The organism is Mesorhizobium sp., assembly GCF_004962245.1.
Taxonomy (GTDB): domain Bacteria; phylum Pseudomonadota; class Alphaproteobacteria; order Rhizobiales; family Rhizobiaceae; genus Mesorhizobium.
This window is the reverse complement of sequence record NZ_SUHQ01000037.1, coordinates 1-13,556: the sequence shown is the minus strand read 5'-3', so window position 1 is coordinate 13,556 and position 13,556 is coordinate 1. Positions and strand designations below refer to the sequence as shown.

Below are 13,556 nucleotides of genomic sequence, written 5' to 3'. Positions count from 1 at the left end.
AAAAAACCCTCAGGCGGCGTTCGCGCCCGATTCCTTGTCCAGAACCATGTAGTCCAGCGGCATTTCGGTCGTGTATTTGATCTGCTCCATGGCAAACGAAGACGACACGTCACGGATCTCGATCTTGGCGATCAGCCGCTTGTAGAAGGCGTCGTAGGCGGCAATGTCGGGTACCACCACGCGCAAGAGATAGTCGACGTCACCGCTCATGCGGTAGAACTCGACCACTTCCGGAAATTCCTGGATAACCTCCGAAAAGCGCCGCAGCCATTCATGGCTGTGCGAATTGGTTCGGATCGACACGAACACGGTGACGCGCACATTGACCTTTTCATGGTCGAGGATGGCGACGCGCCGCTTGATGACGCCTTCCTCCTCGAGCTTCTGGATGCGCCGCCAGCAGGGCGTCGTCGACAACCCGACTTTCTTGGCGACATCGGCGACCGCGAGCGTCGCGTCCTCCTGCAAGAGGCGGAGGATTTTTCTGTCAAGGCGGTCCATTGGGCGCTCCCATCGGGGATGACTAGGAATAGATTGGCTATAGTCCTTCTTATTTGGGCCGTTCACAAGAAAGAAATTCTGCCAGATGGCGCAAAAGCGAGTGATTTCTTGCTCACGCCTCAACCGAGGCGATAGCGGATTTCCGATCTCAGAAACGGCAGCAAATCCATTTCAAACCATGGATTGCGCTTCAGCCAGCCGGTGTTGCGCCACGACGGATGCGGCAGCGGCAGCACTTTCGGATTGCTGGGCGCATCCCAGATTGTGCGCCAATCCATCACCGTCTCCGTCAGCGAGGGCCGGCGCGCGGCGCCCATGTGCCAGGATTGCGCATAGCTGCCGATCGTCAGCACCAGATCGATGCGCGGCATCAGTGCCATCAGCGGCGCACGCCAGGCCGGTGCGCATTCGCGGCGCGGCGGCAGGTCGCCGCCCTTGGCATCCTGGCCGGGAAAGCAAAAGCCCATCGGCACAATGGCGAATTTTGTCGTGTCATAGAACTCCTCGCCGCTGACGCCCAGCCAGCTTCGCAACCGATCGCCCGATGCGTCCGTAAATGGCATGCCTGATATATGCACCTTGGTGCCCGGCGCCTGGCTGGCAATCAGGATGCGGGCGCTCGACGACGGTCTCAGCACCGGGCGCGGCTCGTGCGGCAACGGCCGGCCGACCGGGTTTTCGACGCAGATACGGCAGGCGCGTACCGTCGCCGCGAAGTTTTCCAGCTCTTCACTCATTTTCAGGCGGCGGCGCTCGGCCGGCCGGAGATCGCCTGATGCCAGCGCAGCACGTTGGTGCAGTCTTCCGGCACCTTGATACGCGCCGGCTTCATGAAGTCGATGGCGATCAGCCCAGTAATGTCGGCGATCGAATAGGCGTCACCGGCAATAAACTCCCGGTCCGCCAACTCGTCGTCGAGGAGTTTCAGGAATCCGACGGCTTTCGGCTTGTTGGCCTCGCCCCATTCGGGGATTTGCGGAACCTCCCACTCCTTCATCGCCGGGTGGATGTGACGGAACGCGGCGGCGACACAACCGAGCAGGTTGAGCTCCATGCGTCTCTGCCACATCTCGACCAGCGCCTTGCCGAGCGCGCCGCGCCCGAACAAAGCCGGTTCGGGTTGCAGTTCCTCGAAATAGCGGCAGATGGCGACGGATTCGGTGATGACGGTGCCATCGTCGAGTTCGAGCACCGGCAGACGCTGCAGCGGGTTGCGCGAACTGACCGGTTCCTGCCTATGTCCGAGCGCGCCCATATCGATGGGCACCAGCGGAACCTCGATCCCCTTCTCTGCAAGGAAAACCCGAACCCGCCTTGGATTGGGTGCGCGGCCACCATCGAACAGCTTCATTCCATTCTCCCGTTTGCTCCAACAATTTATAACGATCCTCACCAGAAGCGAAAAATTTCTCGCACGGCGTCGCCGATCGAAGCCAAGGTGCCGTGCTTTCTCTCGACCACCTCGCGATCGTAGCTCTCGCGCCAGTCGTGCGGCTCATCGAAAGTGCCCGCCCAGATGCCGGCCTTGCCGGAGCGCGCGGCGGCTTCCTCAGTTTCGAAATCGCCATAGGCAACCGCCCAGCCGGCCTCGACCTGAGCCCGGTTGAGATCCTTGTCGCCGACCTTGCAATTGCCAAGCAGCCGGCCATATCGGTCGCGCTGCCAGCCGGTGCAGGAGACGGGTTTGCCTGATATCAGCCGCACCAGCGACTGCCGCGCCAGCTTGCCGCAGGGATAGTCGACGCCGTCCTTGCGGCAGATTTGCGAATACTCCGGTGCGTCGATGCCGCGCATGCGGATGCGCTCCGTGCCGAGCGTGATCGTATCGCCGTCATTGACGATGGCGGCACCCTGCGTCCTGCGCGTCTCGATTCGGTCAAGGCGCGCCGCCAGAACGATCAGCAGACCGAGAACGATGATGGTCAGTGCGTAGTCCACCAGACGGCGCCACAGGCTTCGCGGCCGCGGCGGTACGTATCGCTGCCGCGGTCGCCGCGACCACGAACGGCTCATATGGCAAACCGTTGGTTAATCATTCGAACGTAGCTTAACACTTTGAAACCGCTGCGCGCATAAATTGAAGTCTCCATGCCCTTGCAACGCTCGACCACAGCGGACAAGTTTATTGTGGACCGCAGGAAACCCCATCGCAACAGCGATGTGGCGCGCGCGGTGCGCAAGACGCGCGACCGTCTTTCGCAGCAGGCAGGCAATCCCGATTTCGACCGCGAGCTTTTGAAGCTCCATGCTCGTGCGATGACAGGCAACGCGATCGTCGTTCCGCTTCTCGTCCTGGCAGCCGCAGCGACAGGTCTGTTTGCTGGAGTGGGTAGGGAAATTGGCGTCTGGGTGCTCTTTACACTCATCTGCTACGCCATCGTCGTGTTCATGGCGAGGCGCGTCGATCGGACGGAAGCTGCCGACCTCAACCCGCTGCAAACGCACAGCGATTTCTTGATAGGCCATTTCCTTTGCGGCCTGGGCTGGGCCTGGTTCGCCTGGCTCGGTTGCGATGCTTGCCAGGTCGACCAGTTCCAGCTCATCAAGGCAGTGGTGCTGCTGCTTGCCATGGCGGCGACCGCGATCACAGCGTCAGCGCTGCGCGGTGCGCTGCTGTCGACCTTCGCCGTTCCGGTGGCGATCTACGCCTATGCCGGTGCGCGGCACTGGATGCCGGTCGAGCTGATCATGGCCGGGTTGCTGATCGTCTCGCTGCCCTTCTTCGCCTATGTGGCGCGCCACCTCAATCGCGCATCCTTGATGTTGCTCTCGTTCCGTTCCGAAAAGGATGCGCTGATCGCCGAATTGGAGACTGCGAAATCGATGTCGGATGAGGCGCGGCGACGGGCGGAAGATGCCAATCTGGCAAAGTCGCGGTTCTTGGCGTCGATGAGCCACGAGCTGCGGACGCCGCTCAACGCCATTCTCGGTTTCTCCGAGGTGATGGCGAACGAGGTGCTCGGACCGATGAGCAACCCGACCTATCGCGACTATGCCCGTGACGTCCATGAGTCCGGTCAGCATCTGCTCGATCTGATCAACGAAATCCTCGACCTGTCGCGCATCGAGGCGGGCCGCTATCAACTCAACGAGGAGCCGATGATGCTGCTCTCCGTCGTCGAGGATTGCTGTCATATGATGGAGCTGAAGGCGCGCAACAAGGACATCCGTATCGTGCAGGATTTTGAAAGCGCCCTGCCGCGCCTGTTCGCCGACGAACGGGCGGTGCGACAGATCGCGCTCAACCTCCTATCGAATGCCATCAAATTCACCGGGACTGGCGGTGAAATCCGCGTCCGCGTCGGCTGGACTGCGGGCGGCGGCCAATACCTCTCCGTCAAGGACAACGGCCCGGGCATACCGGAGGACGAGATTCCGGTCGTGCTGTCCGCCTTCGGCCAGGGCTCGATCGCCATTAAGAGCGCCGAACAAGGCACTGGGCTCGGCCTGCCGATCGTCCAGGGCCTGCTCGCCATGCATGGCGGCGAGTTCGAACTCCATTCCAAACTGCGCGAAGGCACCGAGGCGATCGCCATCTTCCCGTTGAGCCGGGTGATGGAGGAATTGCCGGCACTGCCGACCAAGGCGGTTGCCGCGCGCCGGCGATAGGCGCCTAACGAACCGCCGCTGCCATACCCGAGCTGGTGAGCGCCACCGCCTTGACCAGGCCGGCGGCAAGGGCCGCCCCTGCCCCCTCCCCGTGGCTCACGCCGAGATCAAGCAGCGGACGCAGGCCAAGCCGCTCGGCGGCCCGGATATGAGCAGGTTCCGGTGACAGGCTGGCAAGAAGACAATGGTCGAGTGCGGTGGGATTGGCTGCATGCAGCGCGGCGGCTGCGGCAGTCGCCGCAACGCCATCGAGCAGCACCGGAATCTTCTGCATCCGGGCGGCGAGGATGGCGCCGGTGATCGCCGCGAATTCACGGCCGCCAACCCGGCGCAGCGCTTCGAGCGGGTCCCTCAGGCTTGTGCCGTGGAAGGCCAGCGCGGCGTCGACCACCTCGGCCTTCCGCGCCCGCATCGCCGCATCGGCGCCCGATCCCTGCCCGACCCAATCGGCGCCCTTGCCGCCAAACAGGGCTGCAAACAAAGCCGCGGCGACGGTCGAGTTGCCGACACCGAGATCGCCAAGGCAAAGCAGATCGGTGCCACCGGCGATCGCTTCCATGCCGAAGGCCATGGTGGCGGCGCAGCCACGCTCGTCAAGTGCTGCGTCCTCGGTGATGTCGGCTGTCGCAACGTGCAGCGCGAGATCGAACACTTTCAGCCCCAGATCGTTAGCGATGCAGATCTGGTTGACCGCAGCACCGCCGGCCGCGCAAAGCTCGACCGCGTTTGCCGTGGCAGCGACAGGCCGCGGCGAAATGCCGTGACGAGCGACACCATGATTGCCGGCGAAGATCGCCACCAGGGGCCGGTTCACCGCCGGCGGCGCGCGGCCGCTCCAGGCGGCGAGCCACGCGGCGATGTCCTCGATGCGGCCGAGTGAACCTATGGGCTTGTCGGCCTTGGCAAACAGCGAACGGACGCGGGCTTCGGCCGCAGTGTCGGCCGGCGGCAGGGTTGCCAGAAGATTGCGAAAATCGTCGAAGGGCAGCGCGCTGGTCATGTCGTTGGTGATCTTTCCCAGGTTGTGAGCGGCATAGCCGCCTTGCTCGGCCGGCACAACTGCCTGCATTGACGCGAATGCGGTTGCCGGCGGCGCATTCCGGAGGGCTTGCATTGGCCTTGCCGTCGCACCATGTGGAGGCGAGACTAGATAAGGGATTCCTGACGGAGTCCTGAGAGAACATTATGACGGCCATCGAATCCCCGTGCATTCTGGTTTGCTCGATCGATATGAAAACCGGCTTCTGCTTCGGTTGCGGCCGCACGCGCGAGGAAATCGGCGCCTGGATCGACATGACCCCTGAAATCCGCCGCAATGTCATGGCCGAGCTGCCAGCCCGATTGGAAACGGTCGAGCGGCGACCACGCCGGGAAACGCGCCGCACCCGCCTCGCGCGCGAACGCGACGCTCTCTCGTGAGCCACATATGAACCGTTTTTTCTGGGTTTTGATGATCGCGATCGGGCTGGGCGTGGCCCTGCTCATGCTCAACGATTCCGCTGGCAGCACGTTCGGTGTCGAGAATCATGATTTCAGCCAGCTGGTCTGGCTTGGCGCATTGGTCGCGCTCATCGGCGCCGGCCTGCTTCGATCGGGCCGGTCCTTAGGCACCATGGCGCAAAATCTCGGCATCTGGGGCGTCATCGTGCTCGCGCTGATCGCCGGCTATCAGTACCGTTACGAATTGCAGGATTTCGCCAGCCGGGTAACGGCTGGCCTTGTTCCCGGCAGTCCACTGGCATTGGGTCTGGAAGACGGCCACGCCACGGTGACCCTGGACAAGGCCGACAATGGCCATTTCGAAGCGCGCATCATGGTCAACGGTACGCCGGTTCGGGCGGTGGTCGATACCGGCGCAACCAGCACCGTGCTGACCGCGCAGGACGCGCAAGCGGCCGGGTTCAATCCGGCCGCTCTCAACTTCACCATACCGGTTTCCACCGCAAACGGCATGGCGCGCGCCGCCACCGTGAGAACCGACGAATTGGCGATCGGCGGGATCGTGCGCAAGAACATGCCGGTCATGATCGCGGCGCCCGGCATGCTCGGCCAGAGCCTGCTCGGCATGAATTTCATCGGCTCACTGTCCGGTTTCGACGTGCGCGGCGACCGCATGACCTTGCGCGATTGAACAGTCGAGCTGCTTCGAACCGCTCAGTGAGCGTTGAGCATCTCGACCGCTTGATCAAACCGGCCGTCCCGTTCCGCCCAGCGCAGGAAGCCCACGCGCTCCACCAGGATCTCCTTGGGTGTCGGCTCCCGACTGAACAATGCCATCACCTCGTCCATGAACGCATCGAGCGGCATATACTCGTCGCGCGTCGATTGGCCGGGCGTGAGTTCAGTGCGAACCGCGGGCGGCGCGAGCTCGATCACTTCGACCTTGCCCTTGAGCTGCTCACGCAGCGACACCGTATAGGAATGGATCGCTGCCTTGGTGGCGTTGTAGGTCGGCGTACCGCTCAACGGCACGAAGGCGAGGCCTGACGAGACGTTGACGATCACGGCGTTTTGCCGGGCCGCCAGATGATCGATCAGTGCGTTGGTGAGGCGAATCGGCCCGAACAGGTTGGTGACGATCGTCTCCTCCGCATCGCTGAGGTCGCGGGTCCTGGTCAGATCCTCGCGACGCATGATGCCGGCATTGTTGATGAGCACGTTGAGCGCCGGGTGCTCGGCGGCAACGCGCTTGGCAAAGGCGGCGATCTCTTCCGGATCTTCGACATTGACGACCATAGCGCGCATGCCCTCACGCCCGCCGATCGTCTGCTCGAGCGCTTCCTTGCGCCGTCCCGCGACGATCACAGTGTTTCCAAGCACATTGAAGCGCAGCGCCAATTCCCGCCCGATCCCGGATCCGCCACCTGTGATGAGGATCGTGTTTCCCGTCATTTTCATCGTTCTGTGCTCCATCTATTCCAGTTTCTCGGGATCAAACGATTCCGCCGTTCGCGAAGACCGTCTGTCCGTTGATCCAAGTGCCTTCCGTGCTGCAGAGCGCAGCGATCGTATCGGCGATGTCTTCCGGCTCTCCGAGACGCTTGTGCGGGGTGCGCGCGGCGAAGCCGGCGATCTGCTCCGGCGTCTTCCCGTCTGTGAACAGGGTGGTGTTGACAACGCCCGGCGCCATGGCGTTCACGGAAATCATGCGCCCCTCGAGCTCCTTGGCGAGAACGTTCGCAAAAAGCTCCTGTGCGCCCTTGGTGGCGGCGTAAGCTCCGTAGGTCGGGCTGCGCAGCAGTGTGATGCTCGAGGAAAGCGTGATGATCCGGCCGCCGTCGCGCACGCGCCGCGCCGCCTCGCGCAGCACGTAGAAGCTGCCCTTCTGGTTGACGTCGACCATCCGGCTGAAATCGGCGTCGGTCATGTCGCGGAAAGGCGCGAGCCGCATGATGCCCGCATTGCTCACGACAACGTCGACGCCGCCGAACGCGCGCTCGTTCTCCTCGAACAGGCGTTGCACCGCACTTGGGTCGCTGACGTCGGCCTGCACCCAGATGGCGCGCCCGCCGCCGGCCTCGATCTCCCGGACAACACCGGCCGCAAGGTCAAGGTTCTTTTCGCAATTGACGGTGACGGCATAGCCGTCGCGAGCGAGGCGCTTGGCCGTCGCGGCGCCGATGCCCCGGGAAGAGCCCGTCACCAGGGCGACCTTGCCGCGTGATGCCGGTTCCGGACCGGTCGTTTGCGCACGGGCGGTGCCTATTGCGAGTGCCACGGGGGCCATGGCGACAGCCGCCAGCACAGTTCGTCTCGGTACCTCGTTCTGTCCAGACATATGGATCCCTTTCCCTGTCGAGCGGGCTTGCTCGGTCGGGACATTTCATACTGGGCGGCGCGGATGGCAGCTTGCCAATGCATGCGCAAAACTTGCGCGATTCTGCAGCCCACGTGATGTTTGTCTGCTCGCATGCTAGGATCCCCCCGTTGCAGGAGACATCACATGGACGTATTGAAACATGCCGTTCACACCTATGCCGCTCGCCATGCAAACCGGGATGGCTTGGCGCTGACGCCGGTGCCGGGCCTGCGGATGATGTGCGTCGAGTCACCACATGGCGACCTGCATTCGATCTATCGGCCATTGGTCTGTCTGGTTCTGCAGGGCGCCAAGCTCATGACTGTAGGCCGGGAGCAGCAAGTCTTTTCCGCCGGGCAATCCGTGATCGTGAGCGCGGACATGCCGGTCGTCGGACGGATCGTGCAGGCAAGCCGGCGTGAGCCCTATCTGGCCATCGCGGTAGAACTCGAGATGACGCTGCTGCGCGAGGTCGCCGCGCAGTTGGGCAGCGTGCGTGCGCAGCGCCCGTCGGAGACACGCACCTTGTTCGCTGAAGACACCAATGCCGCGATTCTGGATTGTGCGGTGCGCCTGATGCGCTTGCTGGACCGACCGGATGCTACGTCGCTCCTGCGCCCCGGAATCATGCACGAGCTGCATTATTGGCTCCTCTGCGGTCAGCACGGTGCAGCCTTGCGGTCGCTTGCGGATCCGGACAGCCACGCGAGCCGTCTCTCGGCGGCGATCGCGATCCTGAGAGCCGAGTATCGATCGCGTATTCCCGTCGAGCGCCTGGCGGCGGCGGCGGCGATGAGCCTGACGGCTTTCCACAAGCACTTCAAGCACATGACCTCGCTGACGCCGGGACAGTACCAGAAGCGGCTTCGCTTGCTCGAAGCTCGCCGCCTCATGCTCGACGAGGGCTTTTCGGCGACCAGCGCTGGGTTCGAGGTGGGCTACGAGAGCATCTCGCAATTCACGCACGAATATCGCCGCACATTCCAGGCGCCGCCAAAGCGCGATGCGTTGCGCACTCGATCCATGTCACGCGAGATCAGAGAAGAAATGCAGCACGGCGAGCGGGCAAGCGCTGCTTAGCTTGACAGCTTGCTCAGCCACCGCAGGCCCTCCGGATTGCTGAAACGAACCGAGGAAGTCGTGCGCGGCGGCCACACGACCTTGTGTGGTTGAACCGTCAGGCTGCTTCGGCGTCCGTCCCGCCGAAATCGATGGCGGCGAAAGCCGCCTTCAGCACATCCGGTCCGGCGCCGGGCCTCGTCGCATCGGTCGAGAGGATCTGCCGGTAGCGGCGCGCTCCGGGCAGACCGTGGAACAAGCCGACCATGTGACGGGTGACATGGCCAAGCCGCCCGCCCCGCTCGATATGGCGCGCCGCATAATCCGCCATGACATCGATCAGCGCGGCAAAATCAAACGCGTTGGGTTTGTCGCCGTAAAACGCGGCGTCGACGCCTGCCAGAATGCCCGGCGTATGATAGGCGGCGCGGCCGAGCATGGCGCCGTCGACATGATCGAGATGGTGAAGCGCTTCTTCAACGGACTGAATTCCGCCGTTGATGCCAATGAATTTGTCTGGTTTTCTGGCTTTCAACCGATAGACGCGGCTGTAGTCGAGCGGCGGGATATCGCGGTTTTCCTTCGGGCTCAGCCCTTCCAGCCACGCCTTGCGGGCATGCACCCACAGCGCGTCGGCGCCAGCCGCGAACACGCCGTCCGCCAGCGCATCGAGGGCCGGCTCAGGATCCTGCTCGTCGACGCCGATGCGGCATTTGACGGTGACGGGGATGCTGACAGAAGCCTTCATCGCCGCGACGCAATCGGCGACCAGAACCGGTGCTTTCATCAGGCAGGCTCCGAACGTACCCGACTGGACGCGGTCGGACGGGCAGCCGAGATTAAGGTTGATCTCGTCATAGCCGAAGGTCTCGCCGATGCGCGCCGCCTCGGCAAGCTTCTGCGGATCGGAACCGCCGAGCTGCAACGCGACCGGGTGTTCCCTGTCATCGAAGCCGAGCAAGCGCTCGCGTGCCCCCAGCATGACCGCATCGGCCACGACCATCTCGGTGTAGAGCAGCGCTTGGCGCGTCAACTGACGATGGAAGAACCGGCAATGCCGGTCCGTCCAGTCCATCATGGGTGCAACGGCCAGTCTATATGTTTGATATTGCTTCATTTTTTGAGTAGTCTCAACTAGTTAGCTCACGCCGAGTGCACACGGAGCGCACACGAAAAATGGCCACTTTTCACAAAACTCCCTTCGGGCTCCTGGCGCGTCCAGGTCCGCCGCAAGGGCCGCTACGTCAGCGAGACGTTCCTGCGACGCGACGATGCGCGACTCTGGGCAACAGATGCTAAACGTCAGATCGACTGCGGCGAGACACCGAGCGAGTCGCGAATTTCGCGCCTCAAGACCTTCGGCGAACTCATTGACCTTCATATCGACGATATGGGCGATGTGGGCAAGCCTCCTCTCCGCTCCAAGGCTGCGACGCTTGATATGCTGAAGCGGCAGCTCGGAAAGCGCAACATGGTTGCTCTCGATCGCGAGCAGGTGATCCGCTTTGGCCGCGAACGCTCCGTCCAGGGCGCAGGCCCCGTGACGATCGGCATGGACATCGGCATCATTAAGCTCGTTCTGCCTCACGCTGCTGCGGTTCACGGTTCGCTGTCGAAACAGGCGCGGAGCAAATGTACGCCTTCTTCGATGTGGGACGTGGGGATGGCGCCATACCCCAGCATAACCCCGGCTCGTGGGATCGCGCCCACGGCGAAATTTGACAGGACCTGGACGGCGACGCCGCGATCGGCAGCGCGGCGGGCGATCGCGGCGATCTGGTCGGCTGACATTCGCCGGGCCAGAGCGGTGAGATGGAGCCCCGTTGTCGACGGGATGAGCTCGAGATGCTCGGCAAAATCACGGGAGATTGCGTCCGCGAGGATCTGGTGCCGTTTCCGGTAGATTGCGCTCACCCGGCGGAGGTGACGCGCAAATGCACCCTCATCGATGAAACGCGCGAGCGCCGCCTGCGGAAGGGTCGACGAATGCCAGTCGCTGACGAACTTCGCCTTGTTCAGGGCCGCCCGCAGCGATGGCGGCGTCACCAGGAAGCCCAGCCGAAGCGTCGGCAGCATTTGTCTTGGAGAAGGAGCCGACATAGACGACCCTGCCTTTTGCGTCGAGCGTCTGCAACGGCTCGAGAGGACGGCCCCCGAAACGGAACTCGCTGTCGTAGTCGTCTTCGATGATGGCCGCGTTGTTCCGCTCGGCCCAGGCCAGCAGCGCCTGCCGGCGCGATAGCGTCATCGTCACGGAAAGCGGATATTGATGAGAAGGCGTGACATAGACGGCTCGGATTCCGCGTGGCAGCGCATCAACGACCAGCCCCTGACGATCGACTGGTACGCCGATCACGCGAATGCCCAACGCCTTGAACAACCGCCTCGGCGGGCCGTAGCTCGGATCTTCGACGGCAATTCCATCGCCCGGCGCCAGCAGGACGCGTGCCAGGACATCGAGCGCCTGCTGTGTACCGTTCGTGACAATGACGTCGTCCGCTGAGGCCCTGATCCCTCGAGAGTTCCCTATGTGCCGGGCGATTGCGATCCTGAGATCGTGATGCCCGGCGGGGTGCTCATAAACGCCGGCAGTCGTTTCGCCCGAACGCAACGCCCAAGTCACCGACCGCCGCCATGCCCCGTGCGGAAACAACGAAGCATCGCAGAGCCCAGAGCGGAAGTCGAACCGGGCCGGCTCGAACGTGACCGGCGGTGACATCGCTTCCCAGATCGGACGGGGGCTGGAGCGTGCCAGTGGATCGGCGTCCTGCCTTTTCGCGCTCGGCCGGCGTGGCCAGTTCGCTGACGAATGTCCCGGACCCTTGCCGGGACGTCACGAACCCTTCCGCGGCGAGCCGTTCATAGGCCACCGTCACAGTGGCGCGCGACACGGCCAGCGCCCGCGCCAGTTCGCGACCCGCCGGCAGAGGGTCCCCGGGCCGCAGCCGCCGATCGAGAATCGCACGCCGGATCTGACGATAGATCTCGCCGCTGAGGTCTTTGCGCCCGACCAGGCTGACGTGAAAGTCCGTCATATTCCTAATTGAAATTGGACTGACAGAAAACGCAAGAGCTTGGCATTTCCACCAGTCCTCTCGTGCCCTTGCGAGGCCTTCGCGGCAGGACCCTTGCGTCAAACAATGCCAATCGAAGAATTGGGCCAAACGAAGAATTGGACTGGCGAAGAATGTATGAATTGGCACTTCTATCAGTCCTGTGGCTTCCTTACGATGCCACATGAGAAGGAGCGGGCAGGCCTTGCGCCGGAAACGGTTGCGGAGACTTGACCGATTACCTGCTGGTTCGGTTTCGCGGGCAGATCGTCATTGCCCGGAGCGATGCCACAGACGCGCGGCACGGCGCTGCGCAGATGCTGCCGACAATGATGACGGAGAACCCCTGATGAAGAGACAGGAGCTCAGCTCACGCCGCGCATAGCCATGCAAAGCTATGCCGCAGTCCTGAAAATGGGAGGACGAAATGGCTCACACGGAAGCTCGCGTCGGTCGTCACTCGTTGAGACTTGTGCTGAAAACCACAGCAACCGCAATCGCGACTCTCGAGACTTGGCAGTCAACCATATCAAGACGTCGGGCAATCCAGGATTTGACCTCCGATCAGTTGAGGGACATCGGTCATGCCGAGCCCCCCGCGCCTGTGCTTGAAGTCAAGGCAGGTCTGATCACGAACTTGATATCGATGAGGTAACGCATGATGCGGTTCCTGCTCGTTCATGGCGCATGGCACGGCGCTTGGTGCAGGGAAAGGGTGGTGGCGGCGCTCGAAGAGCGCGGACAACGGGCCCATGCCATCGATCTGCCGAGCCACGAGACAGATCCCACGCCGGCCGCCACGGTGACCCTGGAGGACTATGTGCGCGCCATCGGCGTGGCCTTGCGAGCACGCAGCGGCCGCAGCGTGCTGGTGAGCCATTCGATCGGCGGCATTCCGAAACCCGCGCCGTCGAGACCACCGCGTGGCTTAAAGCTGGGAATTAACCGTCAACACCTGAGGAGAACGCCATGGTCAACCATCTCCAGCGCGCTGCTGCACGCACGACAACGCTTGCCCGCCAGCCCGGTTCGATCTCGGGCGAGACAAGGCTGCGCGCGGCCGATCAACCGATCGTCACCACGCAGGAGCTTCCTTCCGCCGTCCCGCTAATGGCGCTTTCGACCGGTTTCTGGGCCTTCAAGACCCTGGCCGCTGCGCACGAGTTGGACCTGTTCAGCCGCCTTGCGGGCGGCGCCGGCACCACGGTCGCGGAGCTGGCGGAAGCGCTCGGTCTGCATCCACGCCCGGCCGAGATGCTGTTGACCGGCTGCGCCGCACTCGGGCTCCTGGAGAAAACGGGCGGCCGCTATCGCAACACGCCCTTAAGCGAAGCCTATCTCGTGAAGGGCAAGCCATATTACTTCGGCGGCTTCGTGCAGATGGCCGACAAGCGTCTCTACCCGGGCTGGGGCAAACTTACCGAAGCGCTGCGCACGAACGGGCCAACCACGTGGGACCCGGCAGTGCAATCCTCGATGTGGTCGTGTCCCACCGCGTGGTGTAGGTCGGCGATAGCGAAGCCGCTCGCGAGCGC

At 63.1% G+C, this 13,556-nt stretch carries 18 protein-coding genes; 6 read left to right on the top strand and 12 right to left on the bottom strand.

The genetic code is table 11. From position 1 onward, the window contains the following. Positions 1 to 9: 9 nt before the first annotated feature. From E5X88_RS29125 to E5X88_RS29110, 4 genes are all read right to left on the bottom strand, one after another. Positions 10 to 501 carry an Lrp/AsnC family transcriptional regulator gene (locus E5X88_RS29125; RefSeq protein ID WP_006333679.1) on the bottom strand — a complete coding sequence of 164 codons (492 nt, stop codon included), beginning with the start codon at positions 499 to 501 and terminating at the stop codon, positions 10 to 12. Between the two features lie 119 nt (positions 502 to 620). Further along, a complete protein-coding gene (locus tag E5X88_RS29120) occupies positions 621 to 1,301 on the bottom strand; it encodes a uracil-DNA glycosylase family protein (protein ID WP_292167459.1) in 681 nt (226 codons plus the stop codon). Continuing rightward, positions 1,241 to 1,852: a glutathione S-transferase gene (locus E5X88_RS29115; protein WP_292167349.1), complete on the bottom strand. Its 612-nt coding sequence runs from the start codon at positions 1,850 to 1,852 to the stop codon at positions 1,241 to 1,243. The genes E5X88_RS29120 and E5X88_RS29115 overlap by 61 nt, the downstream gene beginning before the upstream one ends. 38 nt (positions 1,853 to 1,890) lie before the next feature. Next, the gene (locus E5X88_RS29110; RefSeq protein WP_292167347.1) at positions 1,891 to 2,514 is read right to left on the bottom strand and encodes a thermonuclease family protein; all 624 of its coding nucleotides are present in this window, start codon (positions 2,512 to 2,514) and stop codon (positions 1,891 to 1,893) included. 75 nt (positions 2,515 to 2,589) lie between these two features. Here E5X88_RS29110 and E5X88_RS29105 point away from each other — a divergent pair, with 75 nt between their 5' ends. Next, complete coding sequence (locus E5X88_RS29105; RefSeq protein ID WP_292167345.1) at positions 2,590 to 4,110, top strand: HAMP domain-containing sensor histidine kinase; 1,521 nt, start codon at positions 2,590 to 2,592, stop codon at positions 4,108 to 4,110. Positions 4,111 to 4,114: 4 nt separating this feature from the next. Here the strand turns inward: E5X88_RS29105 and E5X88_RS29100 are convergent, their stop codons facing one another. After that, positions 4,115 to 5,110 (bottom strand): nicotinate-nucleotide--dimethylbenzimidazole phosphoribosyltransferase, encoded by a 996-nt coding sequence (locus E5X88_RS29100; protein WP_292167457.1) that lies wholly within the window; start codon positions 5,108 to 5,110, stop codon positions 4,115 to 4,117. Between the two features lie 185 nt (positions 5,111 to 5,295). On the opposite strand from E5X88_RS29100, the gene E5X88_RS29095 reads away from it, so the two are divergent. After that, entirely contained in the window at positions 5,296 to 5,529 is a 234-nt protein-coding gene (locus E5X88_RS29095) for a DUF1289 domain-containing protein (protein WP_292167343.1), read from the top strand. Positions 5,530 to 5,536: 7 nt separating this feature from the next. Then, positions 5,537 to 6,241 (top strand): TIGR02281 family clan AA aspartic protease, encoded by a 705-nt coding sequence (locus tag E5X88_RS29090; protein ID WP_292167342.1) that lies wholly within the window; start codon positions 5,537 to 5,539, stop codon positions 6,239 to 6,241. 23 nt (positions 6,242 to 6,264) lie between these two features. Here the strand turns inward: E5X88_RS29090 and E5X88_RS29085 are convergent, their stop codons facing one another. Next, positions 6,265 to 7,008: an SDR family oxidoreductase gene (locus E5X88_RS29085; RefSeq protein ID WP_292167339.1), complete on the bottom strand. Its 744-nt coding sequence runs from the start codon at positions 7,006 to 7,008 to the stop codon at positions 6,265 to 6,267. Between the two features lie 34 nt (positions 7,009 to 7,042). Then, a complete protein-coding gene (locus tag E5X88_RS29080; protein WP_292167337.1) occupies positions 7,043 to 7,888 on the bottom strand; it encodes an SDR family oxidoreductase in 846 nt (281 codons plus the stop codon). 165 nt (positions 7,889 to 8,053) lie between these two features. Between E5X88_RS29080 and E5X88_RS29075 the strand changes: the two genes are divergently transcribed. Continuing rightward, positions 8,054 to 8,989: an AraC family transcriptional regulator gene (locus E5X88_RS29075; protein WP_292167334.1), complete on the top strand. Its 936-nt coding sequence runs from the start codon at positions 8,054 to 8,056 to the stop codon at positions 8,987 to 8,989. Positions 8,990 to 9,086: 97 nt separating this feature from the next. Here the strand turns inward: E5X88_RS29075 and dusA are convergent, their stop codons facing one another. The 5 genes from dusA to E5X88_RS29050 are packed head-to-tail and all read right to left on the bottom strand — an operon-like array spanning position 9,087 to position 12,003. After that, positions 9,087 to 10,085: a tRNA dihydrouridine(20/20a) synthase DusA gene (gene dusA / locus E5X88_RS29070; RefSeq protein ID WP_292167333.1), complete on the bottom strand. Its 999-nt coding sequence runs from the start codon at positions 10,083 to 10,085 to the stop codon at positions 9,087 to 9,089. A 21-nt stretch (positions 10,086 to 10,106) separates the two neighbouring features. After that, positions 10,107 to 10,571, bottom strand: a complete 465-nt coding sequence (locus tag E5X88_RS29065; RefSeq protein WP_292167331.1) for a hypothetical protein — start codon at positions 10,569 to 10,571, stop codon at positions 10,107 to 10,109. Continuing rightward, positions 10,568 to 10,882: a hypothetical protein gene (locus E5X88_RS29060; RefSeq protein WP_292167329.1), complete on the bottom strand. Its 315-nt coding sequence runs from the start codon at positions 10,880 to 10,882 to the stop codon at positions 10,568 to 10,570. The genes E5X88_RS29065 and E5X88_RS29060 overlap by 4 nt, the downstream gene beginning before the upstream one ends. A 28-nt stretch (positions 10,883 to 10,910) precedes the next feature. Next, a complete protein-coding gene (locus E5X88_RS29055; RefSeq protein WP_292167326.1) occupies positions 10,911 to 11,579 on the bottom strand; it encodes a PLP-dependent aminotransferase family protein in 669 nt (222 codons plus the stop codon). Next, positions 11,545 to 12,003 carry a winged helix-turn-helix domain-containing protein gene (locus E5X88_RS29050; protein WP_292167323.1) on the bottom strand — a complete coding sequence of 153 codons (459 nt, stop codon included), beginning with the start codon at positions 12,001 to 12,003 and terminating at the stop codon, positions 11,545 to 11,547. The genes E5X88_RS29055 and E5X88_RS29050 overlap by 35 nt, the downstream gene beginning before the upstream one ends. A gap of 676 nt (positions 12,004 to 12,679) precedes the next feature. On the opposite strand from E5X88_RS29050, the gene E5X88_RS33740 reads away from it, so the two are divergent. Both E5X88_RS33740 and E5X88_RS29045 read left to right on the top strand, forming a co-directional pair. Further along, the gene (locus E5X88_RS33740; RefSeq protein WP_366929976.1) at positions 12,680 to 13,132 is read left to right on the top strand and encodes an alpha/beta fold hydrolase; all 453 of its coding nucleotides are present in this window, start codon (positions 12,680 to 12,682) and stop codon (positions 13,130 to 13,132) included. Continuing rightward, on the top strand, positions 13,132 to 13,556 hold a 425-nt coding region (locus E5X88_RS29045; protein WP_366929977.1), incomplete at its 3' end, for a methyltransferase dimerization domain-containing protein. The genes E5X88_RS33740 and E5X88_RS29045, both read left to right, overlap by 1 nt.